A 15,290-nucleotide genomic window follows, 5' to 3' on the forward strand; every position below is an offset into this window, starting at 1 on the left:
ACGGGATACGGGAAACGGCGATGCGCTCAGGCGCTGGCGCCCTGCAACACGGATTTCTGGCTGGCGAGGCGGGCGCCCATGGCGGCGGCGAGCGCGTCCAGGCCGCTCTTCGGGCGGACCATGACTTCGAAGTCGTCGATCTTGCCGGCGTCGTTAAAACGGATCATGTCGATGGCCTTGACGGATTTGCCATCGACCGTCGCGCTGAACTCCAGCACCACGCTGCGCCCGTCGTCGCTGACAAACGTGCGGTGGTAGCGGAAGTCCTGGAACACCTGGTTGACGGATTCCAGCACCATGCGCAGGGCAACGCGGCCCGGGTACGGCGTGTGGGCGACGGGCGAGTGAAAAACCACTTCGTCCGCCACGATGCTGTCCAGGTCGGACATGGAATGGGTGGCGATCATGCGGTGCCAGATGGCTAGCGAGGCCTGCGCCGCCGCTGACAAGGTTGCTTGGGTCACGGTGTCTCCTCCGGTTGGGCCGAGGGCGTGGGAGTCGCCCGTTGCGGCACGCTGCGCAACGCTTGCCCGTGGCCCCTCAGGGGCTACGGCAGCGGCGGCTTGCACATCGCTATGCAACTGGTTGCATAGCGATGTGTGAAAGGTAGCAGCAGACGACGGCAAATGCAATGGCCTGACGTTGCGAGGGCAGGAACCGGTGCGTTCCGGATTGCCGGATGAGGCCCGCCCGTGCTTGGGCAGCGGTCAAACGAACTCTGTCTTTTGTGGCGACTTGTCTACAATAGCGGCATTGCCGAAAACCAATGCAGGAGCGCGAGTGAGTACTGACATGAGCGCCAACGGGCCATCCCCCGACCTGTTCGATGCGGACCTGGAGGCCTGGCGGAAGCAGCCCGAGCGAGCCTTCGATGGCTGGCTGGCCAGCCACGGTTTTCGCCATGGCACGGCTGTGGTGTACCGCGCGATGTGGGGCAAGCTCTTGCGCTGGTCGGGCGAGCGCGGCTTGGCGCCGCTGTCCTGGTCGGCGGAGCAGATCGGGGCCTTCCTCGACGAGCAGGATCTGCACAAGCATCACCGTTACCGCTACACGCGGCTGATCGAGCGTGTCTTCCACCATCTATCGCTATTGCAGGACGGCTTGCACAACCCGGCCAGCCAGGCGGTGCGCGCTCACCTCGCCGAAGGCGAGAACGATCCGACCGCCTTCTTGCTGCCCGCCGAGCGCGATGCCCTGATTGCCCGCGTGCTGGCACCGGCGGCCCTGGCGGCCGGGCAGGACGGCGCCGCGCTGTCGGCCACCCAATGGAAGCGCGCCCGCGACACCGCACTGGTGGCCGTGTTGCTGGGCGCCGGCCTGAAAGTGGGCGAAGCGCGCGGCCTGGGCATCGACAGCATCGCCGAGGACGCCGCCAGGCTGCGCCTGGTGCGCGCCGACAACGGCCGCGCGTACGAGGCGCCGGTCTTTGCCTTCGCGCGGGCGGCGCTGCTGGCCTGGATGGAAATCCGCTCCCGTACCGGCACGCTGGGCAACCTGGTGTTTCCGGCCATGCCAAGCGGGCGGCACTTGCACGCGGCCTCGCTATACCGCCGTGTGGAGATCCTGCTCGACGAGGCTGGCGTGCTGGCGGGGCGCAGCGAGCGCGCGTCGCCGCAGACGCTGCGCAATACCTGCGGCGCACTGCATTTCGAGGCCGGAGCCGGCCCGGCCGAGGTGGCGCAGTGTCTCGGCATGCGCGACCTGGAGTCCGGCTGGCGCTTGCGTGCCGCTTTTGAGGCCTGGCAGGCACGTGCAGGGCTGAAACCGGTGCGCCGTGCCGGTGACACAGGCGCGACAGATGTGGCCTGCTATGCTTAGCCGCCCTCTTTCAACCTATTTCAATCTGTTTCGATCCGATGCGGGCAACCCTGGCGGGGCGTGCCTGCCGCCCGCCAGGACAGCGCCGCGATATTGCAGCCTGAAGCATGGATTTCGCTTGTTGCATCGTGCGCCCTGTCCTGGCGCCTGTTACGTCTCTTTTCACAACTATTTGATGAATCGCTATGTCTGAAACCTTGCTGCTCACGGGAGCCACCGGTTATATCGCCTCGCACACCTGGGTCGCCTTGCTCGAGGCCGGCTATCACGTGATCGGCCTGGATAATCTCTGCAACAGCAATCGCGTCGTGGTCGAGCGTCTTGCGCAGATTACCGGCCAGCGCCCGCATTTTGTCGAAGGCGACGTGCGGGACCGCGCTTTGCTGGACCGTTTGTTCGCCGAACACCGGATCTCGGGCGCGATTCATTTCGCGGCACTCAAGGCGGTGGGGGAATCGGTCAGCAAACCGCTGGATTATTACGACAATAATCTCAATGGCCTGCTCACCCTCTGCTCGGCCATGAACACGGCTGGCGTGAAGCAACTGGTGTTCAGCTCTTCCGCCACCGTTTATGGCAATCCGCATGCGGTGCCGATCCTGGAGGACTTTCCGCTGTCGGCGACCAATCCGTATGGCCAGACCAAGCTGATGAGCGAGCAGATCCTGCGTGACCTGGAACTGTCGGATCCCGCCTGGCGTATCGCCTACCTGCGCTATTTCAATCCGGTGGGCGCGCACGAAAGCGGGTTGATCGGGGAGGACCCGGGTGGTGTGCCGAACAACCTGATGCCTTATGTGGCGCAAGTCGCCGGCGGGCGCCGCGAGAAGCTGCAGGTGCACGGTGGCGACTATCCCACGGTCGACGGCACCGGTGTACGCGATTACATCCACGTCTGCGATCTGGCAGCCGGCCACCTTGCGGCCCTGGTCTACCTGCGTGACCAGCAGCAGTGCCTGACGGTCAATCTCGGCACGGGCCGGGGCTACAGCGTGCTGGAAGTGGTCGCGGCCTACCAGCGCGCCAGCGGGCGCCCGGTGCCCTACGTGATCGGGGACCGCCGCCCTGGCGATATCGCTTCGTGCTACGCCGACCCCGCGTTGGCGCAACAGCTGATCGGCTGGCGCGCGCAGCACGACATCGATCGCATGTGCGAGGATTCCTGGCGCTGGCAGTCGATGAACCCGCTGGGGTTTGCCGGCTAAGCTGCCTGGCGCGGACGCGCGGGCACGTAGGCAAGCGGGGCGCGCATCCGTTATCTGCGTGCCCGGTTTCTCCGGCGTGTCGAGGCGAGGACAGGGCAGCAGGAAATAAAGACGGCCGGGCAAATGCCCGGCCGTCTTCAGGAGTCCTGCGGGCTCGCGGCGCAGTCGGCCGCCATGCCCGGCGTTGCGCCCGACTTTAGCGAATCAGGAAGTCCTCGATGGTCTTGCCCGCGGCCAGGGCCTGGGTCAGCCAGCCCGGACGCTTGCCGCGGCCAGTCCAGGTATTGCCTGCGCTGTCGCGATAGCGAACCGGTACCTTGCGGGTTGCCTTCTTGCCGGCGGCGGGCTTGGTGCCGAAGCCAAGGTCGTCCGCGGTCAGTCCATATTGGTCGATTTTCTGGCGAATATCGGCGATGACGGAAGCCTGCTCGCGGGCCTTGATTTCCTCGGCCTGCTTTTGAAGTTCGCTGATTTTCTGAACAATTTCCTGATAAGTCGCCATTACGAGCCTCGATTTACTGGGTGAGCATGATGAACCGGATGAATTATAACGGCCGCAAGCGATCCTGCAAACGCTTTTAACCCCGATGGGGAGAATTCTGATAAATCATCTGCTCCATCTAATTAATGAACTTCCGCGCAGGTCGCCGGTCATCGATGGGGCCGGATTTTCCGGCGTGGTGCCCACTTTGGCGGCTCGCCGAAATCCATGCGTGGCGCAGATTCGGTTTTTTACACTCGCGCTGCGCAATAACCCTTCCCCTCGTAATGGCGAGGGTCATAAAGTGCTTTTGCTGCAACAATGCCGATCCGATTTCAGTTTGAGCGAACCTTCATCCGTATCCGACATGCTTGACGACTCGATTAACGTCGGCGCCGCTTCCCGGCGCGTCCCCGTAGAGCTGGCAAAAGCCTATCGCCTGCTGAATCACGGCCCGGTGACGCTGGTCACCAGCGCCCATGCTGGCCGGCGCAACGTGATGGCGGCATCCTGGGCCATGCCGCTGGATTTCCAGCCACCGAAAGTGGCGGTGGTGATCGACGCCAGCACGCTCACGCGCGAGCTGGTGGATGCCTGCGGTGAATTCGCGCTGAACATACCCGCGCGTGGGCAGGCTGCCGCCACGCTGGCAGTGGGCTCGCGTTCCGGCCGCGAGCAGGACAAATTCGCCGCTGCGGGACTGTCCACGTTCGCGGCGGCGGAAATTGCCGCGCCGTTGGTGGCCGGCTGCCTCGCCTGGCTGGAGTGCCGCGTCATTCCCGAGCCAGCCGTGGCTGGCCGCTACGACTTGTTCATCGCGGAAGTGGTGGCCGCGTGGGCAGACTCCGCTGCATTTTCAGAGGGTAGATGGCATTTTCCGGACGCTGAGTGCCGCTCAATGCACTATCTGGCTGGTGGCGCTTTTTTTGCCACGGGAGAGGGTTTTCAGGTAGCGCCAGGAGAGCGCGAATGAGCAGGGCGAGGGCGCTGCGCCGCGGCCGTCCCGCCATGAGCGGTCTGGCGTGGCGGGCACGGCACCCGGCTCAAGGAATCGCGGGGCACCGCCGTTATCTGCCCTGAGCGGGTCGCTGGGGTGTCGATCCGCCGGGCCGGGGCCGGTGGAGGCCTTGCGCATTCCTTACCGTATCGGGTGCTTCATGTCTTTCCATAACAATATCCAGATCAAAACTCTGCTGCGCGGCGCAATGGCAATGTTGTCGCTTCTTCTGATGCTGGTTGGCGGCGTTGGCCTGTATGGCATGTCGCACAGCAACGAGGCGCTTCAGGAAACCTATGGCAACCAGCTAGCCTCCTCGCAAGCGCTGGGCGAGGCCATGCTTGGCATGACGCGCATGCGCCTGGCCCTCGATCGCGGCGTCATGCCGGGAGAGGGAGATGATGCCAAGGCGGTGGTGGACCGTTCGATGGTATTCGTCGACAGTGCCGAGGCGGCCTGGAAGCGATACTCTGCGCTACCGCAGGACGCTGAAGAAAAGGCACTGGCCACCGAGTTTGGCCGCAAGCGCCAGGAATTCATGGAAAAGGGCATCCTGCCCCTGCAAAAAGCCTTGAAGGAGAACAACGCGGACGCGGCACTCAAGGTTGCCAAGAAAGACTTGCCCGATCTGCAGCGCAGCATGGCAACGGCCTACGAGGCACTGCAGGCATTCCAGTACCGTACCGGCGAGTCCAATTTCAATGACGCGCAAGCTGGCTTCCGGCATGTGCGCGTGCTCTGCTTCCTGCTGATCGCCTTTGGCCTGGTGGTGGCCGCGCTGTGCACGACCACCCTGCAGCGGGCCATCGTCCGGCCGGTGGAGGAGGCCTTGGCGGTCTTCGAGCGTATCGCAGCGGGTGACCTGACCTCGCGTATCACCAATGTGTCGCGCAATGAGGTGGGCCGCATGATGCAGGCACTGGTCGCCATGCAGGAAAGCCTGTCGAACATCGTCTCGCAGGTGCGCGGCGGCACCGACTCGATCGCCTCGGCCACGCAGCAGATCGCCACCGGCAATCTCGATTTGTCGCAGCGTACCGAAGAGCAGGCCTCGTCGCTGGAGGAGACCGCCGCCAGCATGGAAGAGCTGACTTCGGCCGTGCGCCAGAATTCGGACAACGCGCGCCAGGCCGGCGTGCTGGCCACCGATGCCTCGCAGATCGCGCTCAAGGGTGGCGACGTGGTGGGCCGCGTGGTTGATACGATGAACGAGATCAATGGCTCGTCACGCAAGGTGGTCGAGATCATTGCCGTGATCGAAGGCATTGCCTTCCAGACCAACATCCTGGCGCTGAATGCCGCGGTGGAAGCCGCGCGTGCCGGCGAGCAAGGCCGCGGCTTCGCGGTGGTGGCAGGCGAGGTGCGCACCCTGGCGCAGCGCTCGGCCGCCGCCGCCAAGGAGATCGAGGCGCTGATCAGCGAATCCGGCCAGCGCGTGGAAAGCGGCACCAAGCTGGTCGCCGAAGCCGGCCAGACCATGGGCGAGATTGTCAACGCGGTCAAGCGCGTCACCGACATCATGAACGAGATCAGCGCGGCCACGCAGGAACAGACCAGCGGCATCGAGCAGGTCAACCAGGCGGTCACGCAGATGGATCAGGTCACCCAGCAGAATGCCGCGCTGGTGGAAGAGGCCGCGGCGGCAGCCGGCGCCCTGGAAGAGCAGGCGCAGAAGCTCAATGGCGTGGTGTCGGTGTTCCGTCTTTCCGGCAGCCACGTGATGGCAGCGCAGCCGCCGGCGACGCGCCCGCCCGTGGCCGCCAAGGCCGCGGCGAGCAGTTCACCCGGGCGCCAGCCGGCCATGCCGGCGCGTCCGCGCACGCCGGTCCAGCGTCAGGCACGCGCGGCACGTCCGGCCGCCCCGGCGATGGCTACGGCCAACGCTGGCGGCGACGACTGGAGCGCGTTCTGAGCCATGGTTGAACGTTTGCCGCCGTTTTCATCACCGGGGAAGCGCGTGTGATGCGATGATGCGGGTTTTGCGCCCGCATCGCCTGGATCGTCGCGCCATCGCCCCCAATTTTTGCGCAGCTTCCTTATTGACATGAGTGCTAGCCTTCTGCTGCTCGCTGCCCTATCCGGCCTCGCGGTCGGGTTGGGGATACGTGCAGCCAAGCCGGACCGGGAGCTGCCTAGCGGGCCGGCCCGGTCGCTGCAATGGGCGGTCTTGCTGCTCTCCCCTGCTTCCGTAGGCCTGCCGTTATGGGTTGCGCTGGGTTCCGGCAGCCTGCGCGTCACGCACGACGTGTCGCAGGCCGCGGTGGCACTCGCCGCGACGACCGCACTCACGCTTGCCTTTCCCTGGCTGCGCCGCAACGTGCCACTGCGTGGTGCTGCGCTGGCGATGACACTGGCCGGCGCCGGCGTGGTGGTGGCTGCCGGCATGCGCCTGAGCACCCTGTGCGGCGAGGCCCCGCACCCGTCCGCCCTGTGCCTGGATCCCGGCAGGTTCATGCCGCCGGCCTGGATGGCGGCGGGCGCGCTGCTTTTGCTGCCGCTGGGATTCTTCGCCCTGCGCCGCGCCAACTTGCCCGGATGGCGGCTGGCCAGCAGCGGCAGTTTCGCAAGCCCGCAGAGCCATGCGCTGGACGAGATGTTCGAGGACCATCCGGCCGGTACCGGTGGCATCGCCGGCAGCGGTGGGCCGACGGTGCCGATGCGGCGCCGTGGCCGTATCCCGGGCCGCCTGACCGTGCGAGCGACCGCGCGCGGGCATGGCACGGTCGGGGAGTACAGCGTCAGCACGGACCTTCCGGACCGCACCGGCTTTGCGCGCTGGCTCGACCAGTCGATCGCCCAGGCGCGCCTGGCCGAGACCAGCTGCGCCGTGCTGCTGGTGCATATCGCCGATTTTCGCGAGGTCGATGAGGTTTTCGAGGTGCGCGCCGACGATATCCTGGCACAGGATGCCGGGGCGCTGGCCCAGGCAGCGCTGGAGCCGCACGACTTCCTGGCGCGCCTGGCGCGGGACGAATTCGCGGTCGGCGTGCCGGAGATGGTGCACCAGAGCCGCGCCAATGAGCTGGGCGCGCGCCTGCTGGGCTCGCTCGCGGAGTTCGTGGCCGCGCGTGGCCTGCAGATGCAGATCGGCGTGAACATCGGCATTGCCATCTACCCGCGCGATGCGCAAACCTCCGAGGCCCTGATGCAGGCGGCACGCGTGAGCCTGAGCGAGGCGCGCGAGAGCGGCTCGAACCAGGTGCGCGTATTCAACTCGGCAGCCGGTGAACGCGCCCGGCGCATGCGGGTGATCCGCCGCGACCTGTGGCTGGCCATCCAGGACGATGGCCTGGCCTTGCAGTACCAACCGAAGTTCGACGTGCGCCAGCGTACCGTGATCGGCGCCGAGGCCCTATGCCGCTGGCGCCATCCGACCCTGGGGCAGGTCAATCCCGCCGAGTTCATCACGGTGGCGGAGCAGTCCGGCCAGATCGACAAGCTCGACGACTGGGTGATCGCCACGGTCTGCCGGCAGATCCGACAGTGGCAGGACGACGGCATCCCTGTGGTGCCGGTGGCCATCAACGTCTCCGGCTTGCGCTTTGCCAGCCGCGACTTCCCGCAGTACCTGCTCGAGCAGATCCACCAGCATGACATCCCGCCATCGGCTGTCACGCTCGAGATCACCGAGACCGCGGCGATGAAGGACATCGCCCAATCGCTGGAGACGCTGCTGGAGCTGCAGGCGCTGGGCATCCACGTGGCGCTGGACGACTTTGGCAGTGGCTATTCAAGCCTCGGTTATCTCAAGCGCTTGCGGGTCGGGACGCTGAAGATCGATCGGACCTTGATTGGCGGGCTGGATGTCGATGCGCAGGGCAGGGCCATTGTCGGGTCGATGGTGGCGCTGGCGCACGAGCTGAAGATGCGGGTGGTGGCCGAAGGCGTGGAGTCGCATTCGCAACTGGATATCCTGGCGGGGATGGGGTGTGACGAGGCGCAGGGGTACTTGCTGTCGCATCCCTTGGACCCGGTCACGTTTGCCAATTTGTTATCGGGAGCGTGAGGAGAATCGGCCGATTTGGGCGATTCGGGCGATTCGGGCGATTCGGGCGAATGACGCCTCGCCGTCAAACCTCACTTTCTGGGCGTGAACGGCTCCGGTAACGCGCCTCCAGGCGGAAACAACGCCAAAAGCCGGGTAAACCGCCCGCTCTCAGGCACCAGCAAGGCAAACCGGGTCTCGCAATGATGCCCTGTAACGGCCCCAAGCCGGCGCAACTGCTGGCTGCAACTAACCAGCGACGGCAGCCCGCGCGGCAGGTAGATGCTCGCCAGCAGCGCCTCCGGCTCGATCCGCGTGCGGCCATGAAAGCGCGCCAGCTGCATCAGCAGCTCATCCGACATGCCGGCCTCGCTGCTGGTGTCCAGGTGCAAGGGCAGGCCAATGGCGTCGCGATTGGCCACGGTCTGCACGTCCCGCCAGTTCAGAGGCATGGGCCCGTCGCTGAGCACCGGCGCGAACAGCACTGAAGCCAGCAGCTGCAGGGTATGCGGCAGCGCCTCGGCGGTGGTCGGCACGATGGGCCCGCAGCCGCTGGCGGCATGTGGCAGGCCGTCGACCAGCAATGTGAGCACAAGGCGATCGGGATGGCGCAGGGAGCGCAGGCGTTGGGCGGTGGTAGCGTTGATCTGCCGCTCCACGATCACAAGCTGCGCATCGGCCGGCTGGCGCGGGCGCCGCGATACCCAGTGCAGGCATCCACCAAAATCCGGCAGCGACGCCAGCAATGCGTCCGGGGCGCCCTGGACGAAGACGGTGAGCTTGTCGGGTTGGCGCGGGTCAGGGGTATCCCGTTTGCTCCACTGCGGGCCTGGCAAGTTCGACATGATCACGTTCCGATGGTATTGCAGTGCCTCAGTCGCGGGTAGCGCAGGCGTGCCATGGCCCGCCGGTGCGCGGGCCATTTTACGGCGAGGCCGTAGTATGCCCACCCGCCGCCGCCAGATGCACCCCATGCTCGTGGGGTAACAAATGCCACAAATCCCGCCGATCGACGCAACCGTGCTACGGATTCGGCCGCCGCTGCCGATATGCCCCAAAGGGGCGTTGTTTGCACCGGCCACGCCAGTCGCGCATCGCCGCACACCGCAGCCCCGTCCGCAGGAACATCGGTCCACCGTGCCAGAACCCCGGCTTGTGGACTCACCATCGTGCTGTCAACGGAGCCGCTATGTCTTTGCCTCATATTCTAGTCGTCGATGATTCTCCCTCCTTGCGCCGCATGATCGGCGCCTGCCTGCGCGCGGGGGGCTACGCCGTGTCCGAAGCCGCCGACGGCGACGAGGCGCTGGCGCTGGCCCTCGACGCTGACTTCGGCATGCTGGTGACCGACCAGGTGATGCCGGGAACGGACGGCCTGACCCTGATCCGCACGCTGCGTGCGAAACCTGCCTATGCCGCCATCCCGATGCTGATGCTGAGCACCGAGGCCGACAGCCAGGTGCGCGAGCAGGCTCGCGTGGCCGGCGCGTCCGGCTTCCTGGCCAAGCCGTTCGATCCGGATCAGTTGATGGAAGCCGTGAATGCGCTGCTAGACCCCTCCAAGGTAGGGTAAATGCCTTGGCATTGTTGCCCTTCAGTCACGTCCAGGACTGCCGTTAAGAGGTAAACGATATTCGTGCCTCGTCGCAGGCTGAGTCTCGGCCTGGCTGCCCGCCCGCGGGCGGGCCGGCTGCGGCTTTGGCAGCGCCGCATGGCCGGTCATTGCAGCGGGAGCCAGCAAATGAAAGCCGGGAACAAGACAGAGGGCGCGGGGGAAGAGTTCCTCGCGTTCAGGTTGGGCGGCGAGGAGTACGGCGTCGACATCCTCAAGGTGCAGGAGATCCGTGGCTATGAGAACGTCACGCAGATTGCCAATGCGCCCGCCTATCTCAAGGGCGTGGTCAACCTGCGCGGGATCATCGTCCCGATCATCGACCTGCGCATCAAGTTTCGCCAGGACAAGGTCAACTACGACCAGTACACGGTCGTGATCATCGCCGACCTGCACGATCGCACCACCGGCATCGTGGTCGACGGTGTGTCCGACGTGCTGACGCTGGCGCCGGGCCAGATCCGGCAGGCACCCCAGCTCTCCGGCGAGACGGATTACATCCGCGGCATCGGCTCGGTCGAAAGCCGCATGCTGATCCTCGTCGACATCGAGAAATTGCTAGACACCGAAGAACTCGCGGCCATCGAGGCAGCCGCGGCCAGCTGAGGCGGCCGCACGTAGCGAGAGCCCGATCCATGCAGTCTTCCATTCATGCGAAATAATCAACCCGTTACCTCCCGAGAGTACAAGCTCTCCGCAGACGATTACCTGATCTCCAGGACCGACCTGAAGGGTCGCATCACGTTCGCCAACCGCGCCTTTATCGAGGCCAGCGGATTCGCGGCCGAGGAATTGCTCGGCGCCGCGCACAACCTGGTCCGCCATCCGGACATGCCGCCGGAGGCATTCGCCGACCTGTGGAAGACCATTCAGGCCGGACGCTCGTGGGTCGGCATCGTCAAGAACCGCCGCAAGGACGGTGATTTCTACTGGGTCAGTGCCACGGTGACACCCACGGTCGTCGACGGCCAGCTGGTGGGCTATACCTCGGTGCGTTCGATGCCGCAGCGCGAGCAGGTCGAGGCAGCAGGCGCCGCTTACGCACGCCTGCGCGAGGGCGGCGGCTCGGGCCTGGCCGTGCGCGATGGTGCCGTGGTACGCAGGGGCCTGGCGGGGCTGCCGGCACGCCTGGGCAAGATCACGCTCAAGCGGCGCATCCTGCTGTCGCAGGCGGCGGGCCTGGTGTGGTTCCTCGCGGCGCTGCTGGCCTTCGAGGCGCTGGCCGGGGCAGAAGCCACGAGCCAGTTGCGGCCCTGGTTGTGGGGCGGTTTCGGGCTGGCGGTCGCGTCATCCTTTATCGGCGGCACGCTGCTGCTGGCACGCGTGAACCGGCCGGTGCAGGACATGCTCGACTTTGCCTTGCGCATGGGCGCGGGCGATCTCACCACGCGCCTGGACTACCGCGCGAGCGACGAGGTGGGGGCGCTGGCGCGTGCCATGCGCACGATGCAGCGCAGCTTGCTGTCGGTGGTGGGCGAGATCCAGGAGGGCATGGCGAGCATTTCCACGGCCACGCGCCAGGTGGCCGCGGGCAACAGCGACCTGTCGCAGCGCACCGAACAGCAGGCAGCCTCGCTGGAAGAAACCGCATCGAGCATGGAAGAGCTGACCAGCACGGTGCGCCAGAACGCGGACAACGCGCGGCAGGCCAGCGGCCTGGCAGCCAACGCCTCCGAGATTGCCGTCAAGGGCGGCGAAGTGGTGGGCCGCGTGGTGCAGACCATGGACGACATCAACGGTGCATCGAAGAAGATCGTCGACATTATCGGCGTGATCGAAGGCATTGCTTTCCAGACCAATATCCTGGCGCTGAACGCGGCGGTGGAAGCCGCGCGGGCCGGCGAACAGGGCCGGGGCTTCGCGGTGGTGGCGGGAGAGGTGCGCGGGCTGGCACAGCGCAGCGCGAACGCGGCCAAGGAAATCAAGGGCCTGATCGGCGACACGGTGGCACGGGTGGACAACGGCTCGGCACTGGTGGGCCAGGCCGGGCTGACCATGGGCGAGATCGTGCAGGCGGTCAAGCGCGTGACGGACATCATGGGCGAGATCAGCGCGGCGTCCGCCGAGCAGAGCTCGGGCATCGAGCAGGTGAACAAGGCCGTGGCCCAGATGGACGAGGTGACACAGCAGAACGCGGCACTGGTGGAGCAGGCCGCGGCCGCGGCCGGCGCACTGGAAGACCAGGCCGGGCGCTTGCGCGATGCGGTAGCCACCTTCCGCGTCAGCTTGCGCCCTGAAGCACGGCCGGTGCGTGCCCGTCAGGGCGATGCGCTGCATCTGGCGCAAGCCTGAAAAGAGAAAGAGATCAAGCAGTGTCGAGGCAATCGGCCTGAAAGCGTGTTCTAGAAAAAGAAGTAGCGCCTGTCGTGCGCACTGCCGGCAACCCGCCGGCAGCGGACAGATGAGGCCCCGGTCAAGTCATTCAGAAAAAAGAGGTAGTCTGCATGCAATGGTTCAATCAGCTCCGCGTCACGACCAAGCTGGTCGTTGGCTTTCTGGTCGTGTCGCTTATCGGCGCGGTGATGGGTCTGCTGGGCGTCATCAATATGGGACGCATGACGGACTGGACCAGCCGGATTTATCACGGCGACCTGCAGGCGCTCAAGGCGGTGCAGAGCGGCAACATCGACCTGCTCTATTCGAGCCGCGCGCAGATTGCGCTGCTGTCGGCTTCGACCATGGGCGAGCGCGCCGCAGAGAAGGAGCAGATCGAAAAGTCGCTGGTCCTGCTGGACGAGAGCATGAAGCGTGCGCGCCCGGCGTTCGGCCAGCCCGAGGGGATCGCCCTCGTCAAGCAATTCGACACCCTGCTGCCGGCCTACCGTGAGCGCCTGGGCAAGTATGTGGCGCTCGTCAGCAAGCAGCCGCTCGATACCTCGCAGTTTGAAAGCCAGGTCTTTAGCGAAAGCGCCGACCTGATCAAGGATAGCCGCGCGCTCGAAGACGTGATGGCAAAGATGGTCAAGCGACGCGACGATCGCGCGCTGGCCAACATGGACGAAGCACGTGGCGTCTACGAAAGCTCCCGCCTGTGGATGTTGGGCCTGGTGCTGGGCGGCCTGGCCGTCTCCGTGCTGCTGGGCGCCTTCCTGGCCCGTACGCTGTCGCGCCAGCTGGGCGGCGAGCCGGCCTACGCGGTGGATATTGCCTCGCGTATCGCCGAGGGTGACTTTTCGGCCGACGTGAAGCTGCGTGCGGGCGACAAGGACAGCCTGCTGCACGCCATGCGGCAGATGCAGCAGCAACTCTCGGCCATGGTGCGTGACTTCAAGGATTCCGCGGAATCGATCGCATCCGCCTCGCGTGAGATCGCCGCGGGCAATAGCGACCTGTCGCAGCGCACCGAACAGCAGGCGGCCTCGCTGGAAGAAACCGCATCGAGCATGGAAGAGCTGACCAGCACGGTGCGCCAGAACGCGGACAACGCGCGGCAGGCCAGCGGCCTGGCAGCCAACGCCTCCGAGACCGCGGTCAAGGGTGGCGAAGTGGTGGGCCGCGTGGTGAAGACTATGGATGAGATCAACGATGCCTCCAAGAAGATCGTCGACATTATCGGTGTGATCGAAGGCATTGCCTTCCAGACCAATATCCTGGCGCTGAACGCGGCAGTGGAAGCCGCGCGTGCCGGCGAGCAAGGCCGGGGCTTTGCGGTGGTGGCAGGCGAGGTGCGCAGCCTGGCGCAGCGCAGCGCGAACGCGGCCAAGGAAATCAAGGGCCTGATCGGCGACACGGTGGCGCGGGTGGACAACGGCTCGACGCTGGTGGGCCAGGCCGGGCACACCATGGGTGAGATCGTGCAGGCGGTCAAGCGCGTGACAGACATCATGGGCGAGATCAGCGCGGCGTCCGCCGAGCAGAGCTCGGGCATCGAGCAGGTCAACAAGGCCGTGGCGCAAATGGACGAGGTGACGCAGCAAAACGCGGCGCTGGTCGAGCAGGCCGCGGCTGCCGCCGGTTCCCTGGAAGACCAGGCCACGCGCCTGCAATCCTCGGTAGCCAGTTTCCGCCTGGCCGAAACGGATGCCTTTGCCGGCTCGCGCGTGCAAGCGCCGCAGCCCAAGGTGATCGCTGCGCCCAAGGCCAAGCCCAAGCGCATGGAGCCGTCGGCACCGGCCTCCCGCCACGAAGAGTCCAGTCATGCCGAGCCCGCGCCGGTGGACAAGGATGAGCGCGAGGGCGGACGTGATATGCCTGCGCCGGTTACGGCGCGCGCCGCGCGTCCCGCAGCCCTGGTTGCCTCGGAAAGCGGCGACTGGAGCGCTTTCTGACGGCGAGCAAGGTGCTCCCACCGTCAGCGGCATAGCCGGATCTGCATATCATGACTACTGAAATCACCCTGGCGCTGCCCGAAGAAGCCGCGGCCAAGCTGCGTGCCGAGTTCGAGCACTTCGTCAAGCTCTCGACCGGGCTGGACAACGAGTTCACGCCGCCCGGCTTCGATGATTTCCTGCGGGCGCGCCTGCTTCACCATGACGGCCCGCTGACCGAGCGTGCCGTCACGCGGCTGCTCTCGGGTGGGGAATACGCCTGGGCCAAGCGCGTGTTCAACAAGCAGTTGCCCAATGCCATGGCGACCCTGATGCGCGACGCGCAGCGCTATGGCTATGGCCTAGCGGTGCGCTACGAGTGGACGCCCCAGGAACGCCTTGCGCACGCCCGTGACTGGTCCCGGCAGATTCTGGAGGACGCCGGGGCCGACCTGGCCTTTACCGATCCCCTGGCATCCCAGCTGGCCACCTCGGCGGTGGATATCCGCACGCTTGAGGAGCAGATGCAGACACCGGCATGGCGCGTCGCGGAAAGCCTGCGCCGCCGGGTCTACGACCTCATGTACATGGTGCAGACTGAGCGCACCGCAGGCACGGCACGCTCGCGGCTGGGCGAGTTGCGTGCGTTGCTGGGGCTATCGATGGACTATGGCACTGTGAGTGCCGAAGAGGCTGCACGCGTGATGGAGCAGGTGGAGCAAACCTGCCCGCATCTGTTCCGCGAAGAGCCCGACGACCTGTTCGCACGGGTGGCGGCATGGCTGCGCAGGGTCCTAGTGCAGTGAGACCGACCCGTCAATAGAGGAATGCGACTAGTACACCCTCGGGCGGGATGACCTAACGCGCCATTTTAGAGCTTTTCCTCTGTTACATACGCGTAACAGTTTTGATGCAAATCACATGACAAGGAGATGTCTGTTACAA

General features: G+C 65.7%; 13 protein-coding genes. 10 read left to right on the forward strand and 3 right to left on the reverse strand.

From position 1 onward, the window contains the following. Positions 1 to 26 precede the first annotated feature (26 nt). Positions 27 to 407 carry a nuclear transport factor 2 family protein gene (locus AC1Q7Q_RS29305; RefSeq protein ID WP_220810808.1) on the reverse strand — a complete coding sequence of 127 codons (381 nt, stop codon included), beginning with the start codon at positions 405 to 407 and terminating at the stop codon, positions 27 to 29. Positions 408 to 792: 385 nt separating this feature from the next. Between AC1Q7Q_RS29305 and AC1Q7Q_RS29310 the strand changes: the two genes are divergently transcribed. Together AC1Q7Q_RS29310 and galE are read left to right on the forward strand one after the other, a co-directional pair. Continuing rightward, positions 793 to 1,818: a tyrosine-type recombinase/integrase gene (locus tag AC1Q7Q_RS29310; protein ID WP_492371422.1), complete on the forward strand. Its 1,026-nt coding sequence runs from the start codon at positions 793 to 795 to the stop codon at positions 1,816 to 1,818. A 185-nt stretch (positions 1,819 to 2,003) separates the two neighbouring features. Continuing rightward, positions 2,004 to 3,023 carry a UDP-glucose 4-epimerase GalE gene (gene galE / locus AC1Q7Q_RS29315; protein ID WP_492371329.1) on the forward strand — a complete coding sequence of 340 codons (1,020 nt, stop codon included), beginning with the start codon at positions 2,004 to 2,006 and terminating at the stop codon, positions 3,021 to 3,023. 196 nt (positions 3,024 to 3,219) lie between these two features. On the opposite strand, the gene AC1Q7Q_RS29320 is transcribed toward galE, so the two are convergent. Beyond that, entirely contained in the window at positions 3,220 to 3,525 is a 306-nt protein-coding gene (locus AC1Q7Q_RS29320) for an H-NS histone family protein (protein WP_043357044.1), read from the reverse strand. 346 nt (positions 3,526 to 3,871) lie between these two features. Between AC1Q7Q_RS29320 and AC1Q7Q_RS29325 the strand changes: the two genes are divergently transcribed. The 3 genes from AC1Q7Q_RS29325 (at position 3,872) to AC1Q7Q_RS29335 (ending at position 8,507) form a co-directional block, all read left to right on the forward strand. Further along, entirely contained in the window at positions 3,872 to 4,477 is a 606-nt protein-coding gene (locus tag AC1Q7Q_RS29325; protein ID WP_492371423.1) for a flavin reductase family protein, read from the forward strand. Positions 4,478 to 4,661: 184 nt separating this feature from the next. Then, on the forward strand, positions 4,662 to 6,413 hold the full coding sequence (locus AC1Q7Q_RS29330) for a methyl-accepting chemotaxis protein (protein WP_492371330.1): 1,752 nt from the start codon (positions 4,662 to 4,664) through the stop codon (positions 6,411 to 6,413). A 132-nt stretch (positions 6,414 to 6,545) separates the two neighbouring features. Next, entirely contained in the window at positions 6,546 to 8,507 is a 1,962-nt protein-coding gene (locus tag AC1Q7Q_RS29335) for a putative bifunctional diguanylate cyclase/phosphodiesterase (RefSeq protein ID WP_492371331.1), read from the forward strand. Between the two features lie 71 nt (positions 8,508 to 8,578). On the opposite strand, the gene AC1Q7Q_RS29340 is transcribed toward AC1Q7Q_RS29335, so the two are convergent. Then, a complete protein-coding gene (locus AC1Q7Q_RS29340) occupies positions 8,579 to 9,331 on the reverse strand; it encodes a hypothetical protein (RefSeq protein WP_492371332.1) in 753 nt (250 codons plus the stop codon). 344 nt (positions 9,332 to 9,675) lie between these two features. Here AC1Q7Q_RS29340 and AC1Q7Q_RS29345 point away from each other — a divergent pair, with 344 nt between their 5' ends. From AC1Q7Q_RS29345 to AC1Q7Q_RS29365, 5 genes are all read left to right on the forward strand, one after another. Beyond that, positions 9,676 to 10,059, forward strand: a complete 384-nt coding sequence (locus AC1Q7Q_RS29345; protein ID WP_492371333.1) for a response regulator — start codon at positions 9,676 to 9,678, stop codon at positions 10,057 to 10,059. Positions 10,060 to 10,227: 168 nt separating this feature from the next. After that, complete coding sequence (locus tag AC1Q7Q_RS29350) at positions 10,228 to 10,704, forward strand: chemotaxis protein CheW (RefSeq protein ID WP_492371334.1); 477 nt, start codon at positions 10,228 to 10,230, stop codon at positions 10,702 to 10,704. 45 nt (positions 10,705 to 10,749) lie between these two features. Continuing rightward, entirely contained in the window at positions 10,750 to 12,390 is a 1,641-nt protein-coding gene (locus tag AC1Q7Q_RS29355; RefSeq protein WP_492371335.1) for a methyl-accepting chemotaxis protein, read from the forward strand. Between the two features lie 152 nt (positions 12,391 to 12,542). Continuing rightward, complete coding sequence (locus AC1Q7Q_RS29360; protein ID WP_492371336.1) at positions 12,543 to 14,366, forward strand: methyl-accepting chemotaxis protein; 1,824 nt, start codon at positions 12,543 to 12,545, stop codon at positions 14,364 to 14,366. Positions 14,367 to 14,416: 50 nt separating this feature from the next. After that, positions 14,417 to 15,151 (forward strand): DUF4088 family protein, encoded by a 735-nt coding sequence (locus AC1Q7Q_RS29365; RefSeq protein WP_492371337.1) that lies wholly within the window; start codon positions 14,417 to 14,419, stop codon positions 15,149 to 15,151. Positions 15,152 to 15,290 lie beyond the last annotated feature (139 nt).

Source organism: Cupriavidus sp. GW823-FHT07A04 (genome assembly GCF_058794615.1).

What these genes read in the sequence shown, in the direction of transcription:
- AC1Q7Q_RS29365 (WP_492371337.1), top strand. Translation starts at nt 14,417, where the DNA reads ATGACTACTGAAATCACCCTGGCGCTGCCCGAAGAAGCCGCGGCCAAG.
- AC1Q7Q_RS29305 (WP_220810808.1), bottom strand. Translation starts at nt 407, where the DNA reads ATGATCGCCACCCATTCCATGTCCGACCTGGACAGCATCGTGGCGGAC.
- AC1Q7Q_RS29325 (WP_492371423.1), top strand. Translation starts at nt 3,872, where the DNA reads ATGCTTGACGACTCGATTAACGTCGGCGCCGCTTCCCGGCGCGTCCCC.
- AC1Q7Q_RS29340 (WP_492371332.1), bottom strand. Translation starts at nt 9,331, where the DNA reads ATGTCGAACTTGCCAGGCCCGCAGTGGAGCAAACGGGATACCCCTGAC.
- AC1Q7Q_RS29360 (WP_492371336.1), top strand. Translation starts at nt 12,543, where the DNA reads ATGCAATGGTTCAATCAGCTCCGCGTCACGACCAAGCTGGTCGTTGGC.
- AC1Q7Q_RS29350 (WP_492371334.1), top strand. Translation starts at nt 10,228, where the DNA reads ATGAAAGCCGGGAACAAGACAGAGGGCGCGGGGGAAGAGTTCCTCGCG.
- AC1Q7Q_RS29310 (WP_492371422.1), top strand. Translation starts at nt 793, where the DNA reads ATGAGCGCCAACGGGCCATCCCCCGACCTGTTCGATGCGGACCTGGAG.
- AC1Q7Q_RS29335 (WP_492371331.1), top strand. Translation starts at nt 6,546, where the DNA reads ATGAGTGCTAGCCTTCTGCTGCTCGCTGCCCTATCCGGCCTCGCGGTC.
- AC1Q7Q_RS29355 (WP_492371335.1), top strand. Translation starts at nt 10,750, where the DNA reads ATGCGAAATAATCAACCCGTTACCTCCCGAGAGTACAAGCTCTCCGCA.
- galE (WP_492371329.1), top strand. Translation starts at nt 2,004, where the DNA reads ATGTCTGAAACCTTGCTGCTCACGGGAGCCACCGGTTATATCGCCTCG.
- AC1Q7Q_RS29330 (WP_492371330.1), top strand. Translation starts at nt 4,662, where the DNA reads ATGTCTTTCCATAACAATATCCAGATCAAAACTCTGCTGCGCGGCGCA.
- AC1Q7Q_RS29320 (WP_043357044.1), bottom strand. Translation starts at nt 3,525, where the DNA reads ATGGCGACTTATCAGGAAATTGTTCAGAAAATCAGCGAACTTCAAAAG.
- AC1Q7Q_RS29345 (WP_492371333.1), top strand. Translation starts at nt 9,676, where the DNA reads ATGTCTTTGCCTCATATTCTAGTCGTCGATGATTCTCCCTCCTTGCGC.